Below are 15,753 nucleotides of genomic sequence, written 5' to 3' on the forward strand. Positions count from 1 at the left end.
CGCGAGACAGGGCATGTTACATCCACCATCAACATCGGCCGGCGGCGCCGGTTCCGCCACCCACTCCCCATGCCGTCTTCGCCCCCAGAGTTCGAAGCGTTCGCGCGCCTGCTCGCCGGGCAGTACTCCCTGGAGCGGGAGATCGGGCGCGGGGGGATGGGCATCGTGTACCTGGGCCGCGATCTCCGGCTCGACCGGCCCGTGGCCATCAAGACGCTGCCGCCCCACCTGGCGACCGACGCGAAGATCCGCGACCGATTCCTGCGCGAGGCGCGCACGGCGGCGGCGCTGTCGCACCCGAACATCGTGCCCATCTACCGCGCCGACGAGATCGACGGGCAGGTGTTCTTCGTGATGGGATTCGTGGACGGCGAGTCGGTGGCCGAGCGCGTGCGAGCCCAGGGGCGGCTGGACCCGCGCGACGTGTTGCGCGCGATGCGGGACGTGGCGTCGGCGCTCGGCTACGCCCACGCGCACGGCGTGGTGCACCGGGACGTGAAGGCGGAGAACATTCTTCTCGACGCCGCCACCGGCCAGGCGATGGTGACGGACTTCGGCATCGCGCGGCTGGCCGAAGCCGCGCCGCTCACCGCCACCGGCCAACTGCTGGGCACGGTGTATTACATGAGCCCCGAGCAGGTGAGCGGCGATCCGTTGGATGGGCGGAGCGACTTGTATTCACTGGGCGTGGTGGGGTTCTTCGCGCTCTCCGGGCGGTTTCCCTTCAACGCCGAGTTGGCCTCGGCCGTGCTCGTGGCGCACGTGACCAAGGCGGCGCCCGCCCTGCTGACGGTGGATCCCGGCGCGCCGCGCGCCCTGGCGGAGATCATCGATCGCTGCCTGGCCAAGGATCCCGAAGCGCGGTTCCAGACGGGCGCGGAGCTGGCGGATGCGCTGCGCGCCGCGGAAGGCGAAGTGGCGCGGGACGCAGCGCGTGCGCCGGTGGTTGCGGGCGCCCCGACGGTGGTGTCGGACGAGGAAGCACAGGCCATCTGGGAGCGAGCCGCGGCGCTGCAGGCGATGACGGGCGTGCAGGCGCGACCGGTGGCCATCCCCCGAGCGCGCAACGCGGCGGCCGATGCGAACCGCACGTCGGGCTACCAACTGGCGGCGGTACGCAACGCGGCGGAGGAGGCCGGCATTCCGGCGCAGTACGTGGAGCACGCGATGGCGGAGCATGGGCTGGTGCGCACGCCTGATGGCGCGGCGGCCGTCGCCGTGCGGGTGAATGACGTGAGTCCCAAGCGGTCGCTGTTGGCGGGTTCGCCCACGAGCATCGAGTACGAAGCGGTGGTCGGCGCCGAGATGCCGGAGCGCGACTTCGACCTGTTGGTGGACGTGATCCGGCGGCGGGTGGGTGAAGCGGGCGCCCTGACGTCGGTGGGCCGCTCGCTCACCTGGAACACGATGTCGCGGCAACGCGCAGTGCACGTCTCAGTGCTGTCGCGCGGCGGCAAGACCACGGTGCGCGTGGTGGAGAACCTGCGCCAGTTCGCGGGCGGACTGTTCGGCGGGATCATGGGCGGCGTGGGCGCCGGGTTCTTTGGCGTGGCGATGGGATTCGGCATGGGCAAGATGCACTCGCCGCTGCTGGCGTTCTCCATCGAGGCGGGCGCCGTGGTGCTGACCTACCTGGGAGCGCGCACTGCGTTCGTGCTGGCCAGCGGCAAGCGGCGGCGGACGATGCGCGCGCTGACCGAGGAGTTGGCCGAACAGGCGCGGGAGTCGATCGCGTCGAGCCCCGCACCGCTCGCGACGGTCGGGGCGTCGATGTTGAAACCGGTGCCGGGGCCGGCGCGTAGCTCCTCACAGCCATGACATCCCAGAGTCCGGAGTTCGAGGCCTTCGCGCAGCTGCTGGCGGGGCAGTATGCGCTGGAGCGCGAGGTGGGACGCGGGGGCATGGGCATCGTGTACCTGGGCCGCGACCTCAAGCTCGACCGCCCGGTGGCCATCAAGACGCTGCCGCCGCATCTGGCCACCGACGCGCAGATCCGCGAGCGCTTTCTCCGCGAGGCGCGCACGGCGGCGGCGCTGTCGCACCCCAACATCGTGCCCATCTACCGCGCCGACGAGATCGGCGGGCAGGTGTTCTTCGCCATGGGGTTCGTGGATGGCCCTTCGATGGCCGACCGCGTGCGGGACGCGCGCAGCCTCGACCCACGGGAAGTACTCCGCGAATTGCACGACGCCGCGCTCGCACTGGCGCACGCGCATGCGCACGGCGTGGTGCACCGCGACGTGAAGGCCGAGAACATCCTGATCGACCAGCGTTCGGGACGCGCGATGGTCACCGACTTCGGCATCGCGCGGCTGGTGGAAGCCGTCCCGCTCACCGCCACCGGGCAGCTGCTGGGCACGGTGTACTACATGAGCCCCGAGCAGGTGCTGGGCGGCGCGCTGGACGGCCGGAGCGATCTCTACTCGCTGGGCGTGGTGGGGTTCTTTGCACTCGCCGGACGATTCCCGTTCGACGCCCCGCTGGCCTCCGCGGTGCTGGTGGCGCAGGTGAACACGGCGCCGCCGCCGCTGCTCACCATGGCGCCCGGCGTGCCGCGCGCGCTGGCCGAGATCATCGATCGCTGCCTGGCCAAGGATCCGGAGACGCGGTACCAGACGGGCACCGAGTTGGCGGATGCGCTGCGCGCCGCGGAGGCGGAGGTGGCGCGCGACGCGGCGCGGGCGAGCGCGGCGTCGGCCGCTCCGGCGGTGGTGTCGGACGACGAGGCGCAGGCGATCTGGGCGCGCGCCGCGGCGCTGCAAGCGATGACCGGCGTGCAGCCGCGGCCGTTGCCCGTGCCCAAGCCACGCGATGCGGCGGCCGATGCCAGCCGCACGTCGGGGTTCGCGCTCGGGGCGGTGCGCGAGGCGGCGCTCGAAGCGGGGATCCCGGCGCAATACGTGGAGCATGCGATGGCCGAGCATGGGCTGGTGCGCGCGGCCGCCGCGCCGGCGTCACCGCTGGTGACGGTGACGGACGTGAGCCCGACGCCGTCGAGGCTGCTGGGCGCGCCGATGAACATCGAGTTCGAAGCCGTGGTGGGAGGAGAGACGGCGGAAGCGGACTTCGACCTGCTTGCCGACATCATTCGTCGCCGCATGGAGCAGGCGGGGGCAGTGTCTGCGGTGGGGCGCTCGCTCACCTGGACGTCGCTGGCGCGCAACCGGTCGGTGCACGTGTCCGTGGTGTCGCGCCATGGGAAGACCACGATCCGCGCGGCGGAGAATCTGGGAGCGCTGGCGCGTCAGGCACGGGTGATCGGGCTGGTCGGCGGCGCCTACCTGACGGCCGGCACGATCGGCATCTCGGCGCGCATGTTCGCGCTGGCCGGCAACTTGGGCATCGCGGGCGTGGTCGGATTCGCCGGCCTCACCTTTGGCGCCGTATTCGCGGCCGCGCGGTATTCGTACGGAACCAGCGCGCGCAAGCGCAAGGCCCGGCTGCGAAGGGTGGTCGACGAACTGTCCGAGCAGGTGCGCGAGTCGGCGGAAGCCACTGCCGCCGCGCTCAGCGCGGGCGGGCGGCCCAAGCTGACGCCCTAATCGTTCAGTTCGGGCAGATCGCGGTACAGGTCGAGCGCCTTGGGATTGGCCAGTGCGTCGGTGTTCTTCACCGGGCGGCCGTGCACCACGTTGCGCACGGCCAGTTCGCTGATCTTGCCACTGATCGTGCGCGGGATGTCGGCCACCTGGACGATCTTGCGCGGCACGTGGTGCGGACTGGCATGATCGCGGATGACGCTCCGGATGCGCTCGCGCAGCGCGTCATCGAGTACGAGCCCGTCACGCAGCCGCACGAACAGCACCACGCGCACGTCGGATCCGAACCCGGTGGTCACGTCCTGGCCGATCACGATGCTCTCCACGACTTCGGGGAGCTGTTCCACCTGGCGGTAGATCTCGGCGGTGCCGATGCGCACACCCTGCGGATTGAGCGTGGCGTCGCTGCGGCCGTGGATGACGAGGCCATCGTGCGCGGTGCGTTCGGCCCAGTCGCCATGCCGCCAGACGTTGGCGAAGGCGTCGAAGTAGGCGTCGTGATAGGCACGGCCGTCGGGGTCGTTCCAGAACTTCACGGGCATGCTCGGAAACGGCGCCGTGCACACCAGTTCACCCGCCTGCCCCACGGGAGCCTGGCGTCCGTGTTCGTCGAACACGTCCACCGCCATGCCGAGTCCGCGGCATTGCAGCTCGCCGCGCCACACGGGGAGGATGGGATTGCCGAGCGCGAAGCAGGAGATGATGTCGGTGCCGCCGCTGATGCTGGACAGTTGTACACCGGGCTTCACGTGCTCGTACACGTAATCGTAGCTGTGCGAGGCGAGCGGACTGCCGGTGGACAGGATGCATCGCAGCGCCGAGAGGTCGTGCGTCTCGCGGGGGCGGCGCCCCTCCTTTTCCGTGAGCGCGAGGAACTTGGCGCTCGTGCCGAACACGGTGATGCGCTCCTGCTCCGCCATGTCCCACAGCACGGGACCGCGCTTGAGAATGGCGGCGCCGTCGTACAGCACGACGGTGGCCCCGATGGCGAGCGCGCTCACCAGCCAGTTCCACATCATCCACCCGCAGGTGGTGAAATAGAAGATGGTATCGTCGCGGCCGAGGTCGGTGTGGAGCGCGTGCTCCTTGAGATGCTGCAGCAGCGTTCCGCCGGCGCCGTGCACCATGCACTTGGGCAGCCCCGTGGTGCCCGACGAGTACATGATGTACAGCGGATGGTCGAACGGAAGCCGCGCGAAGGTCAGCGGCGGCGCCGGTTGATCGGCGTGCACGTAGTCGTTCCAGTACGCGCCGCGGGGGAGGTGGCCGAGATCGGGCGCCCCGCCGTCGTAGGGCACGACGACCACGCGTTCCAGGCCGGGCAGCCGGGCCGCGATCTCGCGCACGCGGTCCAGGCACTGGATGCGCTTGCCGGCGTAGCGGTAGGAGCAGGTGGCCACGAGCACCTTGGGTTGGATCTGCCCGAACCGATCGAGCACGCCGTTGACGCCGAAGTCGGGCGAGCAGGACGACCAGAGGGCGCCGATGCTCGCCGCGGCGAGCATCATGATCACCGTCTCGGGGACGTTGGGCATGTAGGCGGCCACGCGGTCGCCCGCCACGACGCCGTCGGCGCGCAGCGCCGCGGCCGCCCGCGCCACCGCCTCGTGCAACTGGGCGTAGGTGAGCGCCGCGCGACGGCCGGTCTCCACCCAGCCGACCAGCGCCGGACGATCGTCGCGGAACCGCAGCAGATTCTCGGCGAAGTTGAGCTGCGCGCCCAGAAACCAGGTGGGGCCGAGCTCGGGCGTGGGCGGCGCCACGCGCTCGCGTCCCACCAGCACCGTATACCAGTGGCCCTGCTCCGGCATGTCGTCGGCGATCACGCCGCAGAAGCGCCAGACGGCGGACCAGAAATCCTCGCGGCGATCCACCGACCAGTCGTACAACGACGGATAGTCGTGCACCGGCGCGCCTTCATCACGGACGAACGCGATGAAGCGGGTGAGGTTGGAGCGCGCGATCGCGGACGGCGTCGGGATCCAGAGTGGGTGCGGCACGGGAGACAATCTACGGATACGACAGTAGGACGGTAGGACGGTAGGACGGTCGTGGGTAACTGCGTTTCGCAGTCATCCGTCCGACCGTCCTACCCCCCTACTGTCCTACAATCGACCAGGCGCGCAGCTCCTGCCCTCGCCTACTTCAGTCGCGGGTTCGTGGATCTCGGCGCCTTCTCACACGACGGCCACGCGGGCGGACCGCCGCGACCGCGACCGAAGCCGCGTCCGAAGCCGCGCCCGCCGCCACGCGCAGCGGCGGTGATGGAGTCCTGGCGAGCCAGCGCCACGAGGTCCACGCGTTGCCGCGTGATCTGCGTGGAATCCTCGGATGCCAAGTACACCAGCATGGCCGTGAGCGTGGCATTGGCGTGCAGATCGGGAAAGACGACCTTGTCATAGGTGTCGCGATCCGTGTGCCAGGTGTAATTGCCGTAGTCCCAGCCCAGCGCGCCCAGGCCGAAGATCGGCGCGCCGGCGCAGCTGAACGAGAAGTCGTCGCTGCCGCCGCCGGCGGGCCGGCCCGGACTGGCGTCGTAGCCGGTCTGCGTCTTGAACTCCACCGGCACGGTGTTCATCCAGCGCGTGAGGTGCTCCGCCGCGTCGGGCAGCCCACCGGCGTTGATGCGCACGATGCGGCCGGTGCCGTTGTCCTGATTGAACAGCGCCTGCAGGCCCTTCATCACCTCGGGGTGATCCTCGGTGAACGCCTTGGAGCCGACTTCCCCCTCTTCCTCGCCGCTCCAATGACCGGCGATGATCGTGCGCTTGGGATGCGGGAGCACCTGGCGCAGGATGCGCATGGCCTCGAGCATGGTCAGCGTGCCGGTGCCGTTGTCGGTGGCGCCCGACGAGCCGTCCCACGAATCGAAGTGCGACGAGAGCACCACGTACTCGTCGGGGTGCTCGCTGCCCTTGACCATGGCGACGACGTTGAACACCGGCTGCTCGCCCAGCAGCTTGCCGTCCAGGTTGAGCCGCAGCTTGGGATGCTGATTGTGCTCGGCGAGCCGGAACACGAGGCCGTAGTCCTCGCAGGAGAGCGAGATGGCCGGCGTTCTGGTGTTGTACGTCTCGAAGATCTCGCGGGTGCCCCATCCATTCTTGGGACGCGAGGTGATGATCCCGCCGGCGCCGCCCTTTTCCAGACGCACGCCGAGCTCACCGCCGCCGAGCGCGAGGCTGTACCCCGTGCCGCGGACGTTGCGGCCGCCCCACTCGCGCGCCAACTCCTGGCGCACGGTGTCCATCTGCGCGGCCACCTCGGGCGCGGCGTTGGCCGCCCAATCGTCGGTGGGGCGGCACGTGGCCGGCGGCGCGTTCACGAGCACGAGCTTGCCCCTGGCGTGGGGCAACCACTTCACGAATTCGGCGCTATCGGCAAAGTGCGGCAGGATGATCGGCTCGTACACGGCGTTCTTGCCGCCGGTCCCGGGGCTGTAGCCCACCATCGTGCCCTCGAGGGTGCGCACGCGCGGCGCGATGAGATCGATGTGCGAGGGGCCGCGGACCCACCCGCGCCAGGTGCCGTAGCGCTCTTCGCGGGCATCGATGCCCCACGACCGGTACGTCTTGACCAGCCAGTCCTGCGCGTGCTTGAGCTCGGGACCGCCCATCAGGCGCGGGCCGAGCGAATCGAACAGCACCTGCCCGAGCTGCTCGGTGTGCGAACTATCCATGCCAAGCGCCCAGATGCGCTTGATGATCGGGTCGTTGGTGGGAAAGGTGGGCGCCGAGGGCGCGAACACCGCCGAATTCTCCGGCGTCGCGCCGCCGCCGCCGAAGCCGCCGCGTTGGGCGGAGGCGAGCGCCGGGAGTATGAGCAGCGCCGCGGCTGCTGTGGACCATCGACGGGACATGCATCCCTCCTGGGGAGGATTGATTCGAACAAAAACGGTCGCGGCGAACATGCCGCGACCGCACGCACCCGGTCAACCCCGATGCCCCGCCCGCCGGCTATGGAATGGCCACCAGGTCCACCGTGAACACGAGCGTGGACTGCCGCGGAATCAGCGGCGGGTTGCCCACGGACCCGTAGCCGAGGGCCGACGGGATGACCAACTGGCGTCGTCCGCCCACCCGCATGCCCAGCAGGCCTTCGCGGAATCCGGGCACGGTGGTGGAGGTGAGAAGGCTCGTGTTCTGACCCGAGTCGAACAGCGTGCCGTCGGTCAGGTACCCGGAGTAGTTGACGTTGACCGTGGTGTCCTTGGCCAGCAGCGTGCCGGTGCCGATGGTGATGTCCCGATAGTACAGCCCGTCGGGGGTCTTGGTCATCGCGGCGAGGTTCACGCCGAGGGAGGCCGCGTAGGTGTCCTTGGCGGGATCGCTCGGCGGTCCGAGTCCGGCAATCTCGCCGGTGCACGACATGAGGGACAGCGCCGCAAACAACAACAGGGAACGTCTCATCGATTGGTCTGGCGGTGTGAGAGGATGAACCTTGCCAACGAAAAATCGCCCAGGAGAGGGCGCGGCGCTACTTGGTTCGCACTAACGTGAGCTGGACGGCGCTGGGGAGGGGCGCGCCGCCGGCTCCGGACACCGAGACCACGCCCTCGCGGCCGTTGGCCACATGGAAGCGGAAGTACGACACCCCCATGGCGCTGACGGTGACCGGCACCGCGACGCCGCTTACGAGCGAATGGTTCAACGGCGCCACATACGACCCGTGGGTGAGGGGGTACACCTCGCGCCAGTTCCAGCTGGGCTGCGTGTACTGCGGCGCGACGCCGTCCACGAAATCGTCGGTGAACACCGCGGTGGCCCAGTCCCGGAAGTAGGGGGTGGGATCGGTGCCCAGCACCTGCTGGAGATTGGCCATGCCCACGGTCTGCGAGTTCACGAGCTGATACCAGAAGTTGCCGTCGGTGGTGCGCGTGCGGTCGGCCAGGTAGCGCAGCAGCGACCAGATGGCGCCGCGGGTGGGCAGGTCATCGTCGCCGAGGAACTCGCCCAGCGGCCCGTGCGATTCGGTGACCGGCAGGAAGGTCTGGTAGCGTCCCTGATTGCCCCACATGAACTGGCCGAACGCGCTCCAGACCCGCGGGTCGGAGAGCGTGACGAGTCCGATGTTCTGGCGCGGCGCCAGTTGCGCCGACCGATAGAAGATCAGTTCCTCGGCGATGTGGCTGAGGCCCTCGTTGAGCCAGGTGTCCTCATCGACGATCGGCGAATGGATGATGTACATGCGGCGCGACGCGTTGATCAGGTGCTGGTACTCGTGGCCCACCGTGCTGACCACGATGTTGGCGACGTTGGCCTTGCTCTTGGAGAACGAGTTGCCGCCGTTGATGGTGCCGCCCGTGTCGGGCACCATCAGATAGAACATCTCGGCCACGTTGCTGCCGGGGCAGGCAACGCCCTGCGGACTAACGAGGGGCAGGAGGTCGCGCGAGTAATAGAAGCCCAGCACGACCCCGTTGGCGGGGTTGGTGGTGAGCTGGTTCACGGCCTTGGTGAAGAAGATGATCGTGCGCCCGTTGTGGTCGATGTCCGACGGCGCGCCGAAGGCGGTGGTGTCCACCGGATTGACGAGCGTGTCCATGGCCACGGCGAACGACATGTACTCCGCGTCGGTGAACCCGCCCGACGGATTGGACGTGTCGGACACGACGATGGCCGAGCTGCTGATGGCGGCGATGCGCCCCGTGGCCATGATGGGATTGGTGCAGTAATCGTTGGAGTTGGTGTTGAGCTGGACCAGGTCGCCCACGTGGGCCGTGGCGGGGATCTGCTGCCGGCTCACGCCGGCGGGCGCCGCCGCGCCCGCGGCGCGCTGCCGCTGCATGTTGGCGTACCAGGCGCGCGCGCCGGCCACGTACTTGGGCATCTCCTCGTGCTCGCGCTGGCGGAGCGCGTATTCGAACTTGACGTCCGGCTGCAGCGGCAGCGTGGGGAGAGCCATCGCCGGCGCGGCCACACGGTTGGCCGCGAGGTTGGTGGTGGCCCCGATGGTGTCGATGCCGGTGGCGAGCACGTTGAGCGACGTGGTATTGCCCTGGGCCGTGCTGTTATAGAAGGCGACGAGCGCGAACTCCGAGCCCGCCTGATTGGACTGCACGCAGAACGAACTGCCCGGCAGACTCTTCACCACGTCGCCGGCCGCCATCGAGAGCGGCAACGCGCCGGAGATGAGCACGCTGTCCGGCGTGGCGCCCGTGCCCGCCGTGGCCACCACGTAGGCGCTGGCGGTGGTAATGAGCTTCACGAGACCGGTCTGCGCATCCACGGTGACGACCGCCGGATTGCGCGACACCCAGGTCACCGGGGCGGAAACCGAATTGCCGAACTGGTCCGCGGCGATGGCGCTCACCGTGCCGGTGGCTCCCTGGCACAGCGTGAGCGAATGCGTGACCGCCAGCACCTGCGCCAGCGGCCCCGGAGTGCCGGTGAGCGTGAACGTGACCGTGGTGGTGACGCCCGATATCGAGGCCGTGACCTGATTGGCGCCGGCGATGGTGCCCACGGTGAAGGTGGCGCGGACGGTGCCGGTGGAGTCGGTGGTGGGCGACGCGGGCGTCACCACGCCGTTGCCGCTGGTCACGCTCCAGGTGACGCCCGCCCCTGGCACGGGGCGCGCCTGCGCGTCGGTGACGGTGACGACGAGCGGGCTGGGGAGCAGCGTGGCCACGGTGGCCGTCTGGCCGTCACCCGACACAACGCGCAGCGTGGTCGGCGGCCCGGCACGATCGGGGCTGGTGGCGCCACCGCACGAGGCGAGCACCACGGCGGCGAGCAACGGACCGAGACGCGCGGGGGAAGTCGCACGCATGAGTCGTACCGGAAGCGAGTGGAGGTGAACGCGGGCGATCGAACGCCCCGCCAGAAGCTTGAACATCTTACCCCGCGCGAGCGGAGCGTTCCGCTCCGCCGATCAGCGTATCGCCGGCCTGTCGCGCGCACTCCGCCAGGATTGCGGCGCCACAGAAGATCGCCTCCTCCGCCGGTGCGAAGCGCGGCGAGTGCGCGGCCGTGGCTGGTCCACCGGGCTCACGCGCCCCGATGCGCAAGAAACAGCCTTCCATATGCTCCAGATAATGGGCAAAGTCCTCGCCGCCCATGTTCATGAATCCTAACGGTACCACACCGGTTTCGCCCAGCACGGCGGAGGCCGCAGCGCGGGCCCAAGCCGCGCCCCGCGCGGAGTTCACCAGGGGGGGCGTGCCGAGTTCGAGTTCGACCCGCGCTCCCAGCCCGTAACTCGCCGCCACGGATTCTGCCATCCGGCGCACCTCGCCCAGCATCAACTCCCGGGACCTCGGCTCGACCGCGCGCACGGTGCCGCCCAGCACGGCGCGGTCGGGGATGACGTTGGGGGCGGTGCCGGCGTGGATGGACGCGACGGTCACCACGCCCGGGGTCGCGGGGTTGAGGCGCCGGGCCACGATCGTCTGCAGCGCCGTGATCAGCGCCGCGGCGCCGACCACGGGGTCGGCGGCCTCGTGGGGGCGCGCGGCGTGCGCGCCCTGGCCCGTGAGTTCGATGGTGAACGTGTCGGCCGACGCGGCCAACGGGCCCGCATCGGCCACCGCCTGCCCCACGTCGAACCGGCGATCCACGTGCCCGCCGAAGATGCACGCCACGCCGTCCAGCGCGCCGCTCTCGAGCATGGCCAGCGCGCCGCGCCCGATCTCCTCGGCAGGCTGCAGCACCACCAGCACGTCGCCGGCGGCGGGGTGCGCGGCAAGGAGGAGCGCCGCCCCCACGGCCCACGCGGCATGCACGTCGTGTCCGCAGGCGTGCATCACGCCGTCGCGCGTGGACGCGAACGGCAGCCCCGTGTTCTCATGAATGGGCAGCGCGTCGATGTCGCCGCGGATGGCCACCATGGGGGCGCGGCGGTCGCGCCCCGGGATGCGCGCCACGACGCCGGTGCCGGCCACGCGGCGCACGTCGGCGCCCGGAATGGCCGACAGCGCCCGATCGAGCCGCTCGGCGGTCTCGTGCTCGTGCAGCGCCAACTCCGGGTGGGCGTGGATCTCTCGACGCAGGCGCAGCAGCGTCTGGATCTGGTCGGGCGAGAAGCGCGCCGCCACGCCCGCCGGGAGCGCGAGCGCGCTCACGCCGTGAATTCCTCGCGGCGCACGGTGAGGTCATCCACGCGGCCGGTGTCCACGGTCACGCCGATTCCGGCGGCATGGAGCGGCACGTGCACCATGCCATCGCGGTCCATGGTCCACTCGGGCGTGACGATGTCGCGCTCCCAATACCGCGCGCTGGGCGACACGTCGCCGGGAAGCGAGAAGTTGGGCAGCGAGGCGAGCGCCACGTTGTGCGACCGGCCCACGCCGCTCTCGAACATGCCGCCGCACCAGACCGGCACGGCGTGCTGGAGGCAGAGGTCGTGGATGGCCTTGGACACCGCGAACCCGCCCACGCGGCCCGGCTTGATGTTGACGATGCGGCCGGCGTCGAGCTCGATCATGTCGGCGGCGCGATCGACGCTGGTGATGGACTCGTCGAGGCAGATCGGCGTGGCGAGCACGCGCTGCAGCTTGGCGTGACGGAGCAGGTCCTCGCGGTCCAGGGGCTGCTCGATCATGATCAGGTTGAACGCATCCAGCTGCTTGAGGTGATCGGCGTCGCGCAGCGAATACGCGGAGTTGGCGTCGGCCATGAGGTGCAGCCCGGGACCCAGCTCCTCGCGCACGGCGCGCACGAACTCCACGTCGGAGCCCGGCTCGATCTTCATCTTGATCTTGCGGTAGCCCTGCGCCACGGCCTGCTTGGCCCGCGCGACCAGAGCGTCGGGATCGCGCTGGATGCCGATGGAGATCCCCGTGGGCACGCGGTCGCGGGTGCCGCCGAGAAGGCGCGACAGGGCGACGCCGCGCTGGCGCGCCGCCACGTCCCAGCAGCCCATCTCGACCGCCGCCTTGGCCATGTGGTGCCCGCGGATGTTCCGGTCGAGGGCGGCGAACACGTCGCCCGGCTCGGCGAACTCCACGCCGAGCACGCGGGCGGCCAGCCATTCGCGAATGGCATGCCAGGCGGTGTCGATGGTCTCGGGGCTGTAGTTGGGCTGCTCGCCGGCCACGCACTCGCTCCAGCCCGTCACGCCGTCGGCGGTGTGCAACTCGAGCAGGCAGATGCGGCGCTCCGTGACCACGCCCGACGAGATGCGGAACGGCTCCTTGAGCGTGAGGCGGATCTCGCGGAGGGTGATGCGCTGGATGGAGAACACGGGGGACGCTCGGCGGTGGGGAGATCAGACGGCGAACAGATAGTGGGCGCGATCGGCGGTGGGGGTGGCCGCGAATCCCGTTGCGCGGTACCCGGCGGCGAGCAGATGCTCGAACGCGGCGCGCGTGCTGGCGCGCCAGCGAGCGGCAGCGCCGAGATCGGCGGCCTGGAGGGCGCCGATGTCCGCCGGCACCTGCACGCGCAGCGCGGGAGCGCCGCCGGCGGCGAAGGCGCGCAGGATCTCGCCGCCCGGGTCGGGGTTGACGACCGGCGCGGCGCGGAACTTCGCGTCGTCGCGGGCCGCCGCGATCGCGGCGCGGCGGCGCGCCAGCTCCGCGGTGTCCAGGTCCCAGGCCACCACGAAGCGGTCGGTGCCGATGCCGCGATTGAGCGTGCTCCCCATGTCGCCGTACATGTCGCGCACGTATTCCACCACGCGCACACCGAACACGTTGAAGTTCAGGTGCGCGTTGCGGGCCACGAGCGGATCGTAGGTCCAGTACATGACGTGGGCGCCGAGGCCGGCGACGGCGGCGCGCTGGAAGTCCTTGAGTCGCCGGCCCAGCCCGAGGTTCTGCGCGTCGGCGCGGACGGCGAGCATGTGCGACCAGTGCACGATGCGCCCCTGCTCCACGCCCGTGAGCCCGAACACGAATCCGAGCAACGCGCCATCGGCCGCGAAGGCACCGGCGGACACGCCGCCCACGCGCTGGCCGATCTTGAGGATCGTGGCCGACGTGACGTCGGTGAGCCCGCGGCCCCACGTCTCGTATTGCAGGTCGACGGCGGCGCGATAGTCGTCGAGCGAGGCGAGGGCGCGGATGGTGATGCCGGAGGTATCGGACATTGAGGATCGGCGGAGGCGGGCGGGTGGCATGAAGCTACGGCGCGCGCGGCCGCGGCACCACGACGCAGGCTCAACACATCACGTGACGGCCGTCACGTCCAGATTCAGCACCTGGAACGGCGCCAGGCGGAAGGCGTGCTCGCGTCCGGCCTGAATCGCGAACGGCGGCTGCCCGCGATCGGCCGACCATGGGCTGCGGGCGGTATAGCGGCGCGCGGCACCGTCGGGCAGCTCGAACGCCTGCGCCGGATCGAGCGCGATGGTCTGCCACCGATCGCTGGGGTTGCGCAGGGTGAGCGTGGCCCCGGCCGGGGACCAGGCGGCCCATCCGTACGGTTCCAGATTGGCCGGATCGCCGCCCACCCAGTGCGTGTCGCGGAGCGCCTCGGCATTCCGCCGCGACCAGTTGGCGCTCTCGGCGAGCGTGTTCCAGTTGTCGGCGGTGAGGTTGGACGGCGTGACGTACATCTCCTGCAACTGCGTGCCGTTGCCGAAGTAGACGCGGATCTCGTCGTTGAAGTCGCCGCCGGGATCGTCCATGAGGTGGTTGGCGTGCTTCGCGTAGATGAGCCCGTGGAGCATGAGCGAGTTGAGCGGGTAGAGGGCGCCCCGCTTGACCACGTGCTCGTGCGTGTCGGCGTCGCGGTACGTCATCCACTGCTGGCGCCAGGTGCCGACGCCGGCGAACGAGTGGTCTTCCCCGCCCCGCCAGATCGAATCCGCGTAGCGCAGCCAGAAGGGCGACGGATACGTGCCCGTGGTGAGGTTCACATAGAGGTCGGGCTTCACGGCGCGCAGATCGCCGATGAGGGCGATGGCGGCGTCGAAGTCGCTGTCGAACTGGCTGCCGGGAATCACCGTGGACGCGTTGCCGGTGCCGTCGATCTTGAACTGGTTCACGCCGTATTTGCGGATGAACTCCACGCACGTGTCGTGGAACCGTTGGTAGTACTTGGGGCCGGACAGCGCGAATCCCCCCTTGTTGGTCTCGAACCCCTGGGCCTCGCCGTACTTGAGTCGATCCTTCTGAGGCTGGCCGTATCCGCCCCACGGCGACAGCCACACGCCGGGCGCGGCGCCGTATCTGGCCGCCTCGGTGCGCAGGTTGGTGAAGCCGTGCGGGAAGCCGGGCCCGAATCCCCAGAGGGTCTTGGGGTCGTCCCAGCCGTCGTCGAACAGGAACGACGACAGCACCACGCCGCGCTTGCGATGCAGTTCCTGGCCGAACGCGTCGATCACGGCCAGCGCTTCGGCCTCGGAATACTTGGAGAAGTAGCCGATGTCGTACCAGGAGTTGTAGTGCAGGAACGTGCGATACGGGTGCGCGCGCTCACGCTCCACGTACGCCAGAAAGTCGCGCCGCAGCTGGCCAGTGCGCACGGCGCCGATCACCGACGACACGGCAAAGGCCGCGCCCGGCCGGACCGGCAGTTCGCGGGGCAGCGTGCACGTCACGTGGTCGCCGTCCACGGCGCTCAGCGACAGCGGATGCTCGAACCCCACATACCAGTCGTCGAACACGACCGGGCTGCCCTTGACCGTCCCGGTGACGGTCGCGCGGGGCGCGTGCAGGTCCACCAGCGTGATGGCGCGCACGGGGACCGGAGCGCCGAGGGCGCGCAGGGTGATCTCCTGGCGCAGGTAGCGCGAGCCGTCGCGCAGCACGGCGCGCCAGGTGGCCTCGAGCGTGCCGGCGGCGTCGCGGAGGACGACGGTGACCTGCTGTCCGCCCACGCGCTCGGCCATGCGCGACGCCGCCGGGCTGGCGCGCAGCGGCTCGGTGCGGGGCGGCGCCACGACGTGCATCTCGTCCGCCGACAGCCGCGTGCCGTCGGCCATGGCGAGCGAGAACACGGTGGCCGGCGGAGTGAACGCGCGGTTGTTGACCCGGTCGTCCACGCGCACGGCACGGAGCCGCCCGTCGGCCACGGTCCAGGTGCCGCGGATGGCGCTGTTGCCCAGGGTGAGATCGCCGGCGCGCAGCGACGCGACGGCGGGGAGCGCTTCGGCGTCCAGGCGGGCGGCGGCTCCGGCGCGGAGCAGCCGCTGGAGCCCGGGCGAGGAGACGGCGGCGCCGAGTCCGAGCGCGGCGCTGCGCGCGAGAAAGTCACGACGGGAGAGATCAGACATGACGGGAAAGTTGACGGTGGGCCGTGGCAATCAGGCGGTGGACGGTGGGCGGTGC

The 15,753-nt window shown here is 70.3% G+C and carries 10 protein-coding genes; 2 read left to right on the top strand and 8 right to left on the bottom strand.

What is annotated here, in order from left to right:
- Nucleotides 1-69 precede the first annotated feature (69 nt).
- Entirely contained in the window at nucleotides 70-1,818 is a 1,749-nt protein-coding gene (locus tag VNE60_10570; GenBank protein HVB31958.1) for a serine/threonine-protein kinase, read from the top strand.
- On the top strand, nucleotides 1,815-3,542 hold the full coding sequence (locus VNE60_10575) for a serine/threonine-protein kinase (GenBank protein ID HVB31959.1): 1,728 nt from the start codon (nucleotides 1,815-1,817) through the stop codon (nucleotides 3,540-3,542). Before VNE60_10570 ends, VNE60_10575 begins: the two co-directional genes overlap by 4 nt.
- Here VNE60_10575 and VNE60_10580 read toward each other — a convergent pair.
- The 8 genes from VNE60_10580 to VNE60_10615 form a co-directional block, all read right to left on the bottom strand.
- Nucleotides 3,539-5,539: an acetoacetate--CoA ligase gene (locus VNE60_10580; GenBank protein HVB31960.1), complete on the bottom strand. Its 2,001-nt coding sequence runs from the start codon at nucleotides 5,537-5,539 to the stop codon at nucleotides 3,539-3,541. The two genes, VNE60_10575 and VNE60_10580, sit on opposite strands and share 4 nt — an antisense overlap.
- A 140-nt stretch (nucleotides 5,540-5,679) precedes the next feature.
- Nucleotides 5,680-7,398, bottom strand: a complete 1,719-nt coding sequence (locus tag VNE60_10585) for a M20/M25/M40 family metallo-hydrolase (GenBank protein ID HVB31961.1) — start codon at nucleotides 7,396-7,398, stop codon at nucleotides 5,680-5,682.
- Between the two features lie 97 nt (nucleotides 7,399-7,495).
- Nucleotides 7,496-7,948, bottom strand: coding sequence for an FKBP-type peptidyl-prolyl cis-trans isomerase (locus VNE60_10590; GenBank protein ID HVB31962.1), 453 nt, complete (start codon nucleotides 7,946-7,948; stop codon nucleotides 7,496-7,498).
- A 67-nt stretch (nucleotides 7,949-8,015) separates the two neighbouring features.
- Nucleotides 8,016-10,310: an Ig-like domain-containing protein gene (locus tag VNE60_10595; GenBank protein HVB31963.1), complete on the bottom strand. Its 2,295-nt coding sequence runs from the start codon at nucleotides 10,308-10,310 to the stop codon at nucleotides 8,016-8,018.
- Nucleotides 10,311-10,377: 67 nt separating this feature from the next.
- Entirely contained in the window at nucleotides 10,378-11,601 is a 1,224-nt protein-coding gene (locus VNE60_10600; protein HVB31964.1) for a M20 family metallopeptidase, read from the bottom strand.
- Nucleotides 11,598-12,722 carry an o-succinylbenzoate synthase gene (gene menC, locus VNE60_10605; protein ID HVB31965.1) on the bottom strand — a complete coding sequence of 375 codons (1,125 nt, stop codon included), beginning with the start codon at nucleotides 12,720-12,722 and terminating at the stop codon, nucleotides 11,598-11,600. The genes VNE60_10600 and menC overlap by 4 nt, the downstream gene beginning before the upstream one ends.
- A 24-nt stretch (nucleotides 12,723-12,746) precedes the next feature.
- On the bottom strand, nucleotides 12,747-13,568 hold the full coding sequence (locus tag VNE60_10610) for a hypothetical protein (protein ID HVB31966.1): 822 nt from the start codon (nucleotides 13,566-13,568) through the stop codon (nucleotides 12,747-12,749).
- 78 nt (nucleotides 13,569-13,646) lie between these two features.
- Nucleotides 13,647-15,698, bottom strand: coding sequence for a twin-arginine translocation signal domain-containing protein (locus tag VNE60_10615; protein HVB31967.1), 2,052 nt, complete (start codon nucleotides 15,696-15,698; stop codon nucleotides 13,647-13,649).
- Between the last annotated feature and the right edge of the window lie 55 nt (nucleotides 15,699-15,753).

This window comes from Gemmatimonadaceae bacterium, from assembly GCA_035533755.1.
Classification (GTDB): domain Bacteria; phylum Gemmatimonadota; class Gemmatimonadetes; order Gemmatimonadales; family Gemmatimonadaceae; genus JAGWRI01.

What these genes read in the sequence shown, in the direction of transcription:
- VNE60_10590 (HVB31962.1), bottom strand. Translation starts at nt 7,948, where the DNA reads ATGAGACGTTCCCTGTTGTTGTTTGCGGCGCTGTCCCTCATGTCGTGC.
- VNE60_10570 (HVB31958.1), top strand. Translation starts at nt 70, where the DNA reads ATGCCGTCTTCGCCCCCAGAGTTCGAAGCGTTCGCGCGCCTGCTCGCC.
- VNE60_10595 (HVB31963.1), bottom strand. Translation starts at nt 10,310, where the DNA reads ATGCGTGCGACTTCCCCCGCGCGTCTCGGTCCGTTGCTCGCCGCCGTG.
- VNE60_10610 (HVB31966.1), bottom strand. Translation starts at nt 13,568, where the DNA reads ATGTCCGATACCTCCGGCATCACCATCCGCGCCCTCGCCTCGCTCGAC.
- VNE60_10585 (HVB31961.1), bottom strand. Translation starts at nt 7,398, where the DNA reads ATGTCCCGTCGATGGTCCACAGCAGCCGCGGCGCTGCTCATACTCCCG.
- VNE60_10575 (HVB31959.1), top strand. Translation starts at nt 1,815, where the DNA reads ATGACATCCCAGAGTCCGGAGTTCGAGGCCTTCGCGCAGCTGCTGGCG.
- VNE60_10615 (HVB31967.1), bottom strand. Translation starts at nt 15,698, where the DNA reads ATGTCTGATCTCTCCCGTCGTGACTTTCTCGCGCGCAGCGCCGCGCTC.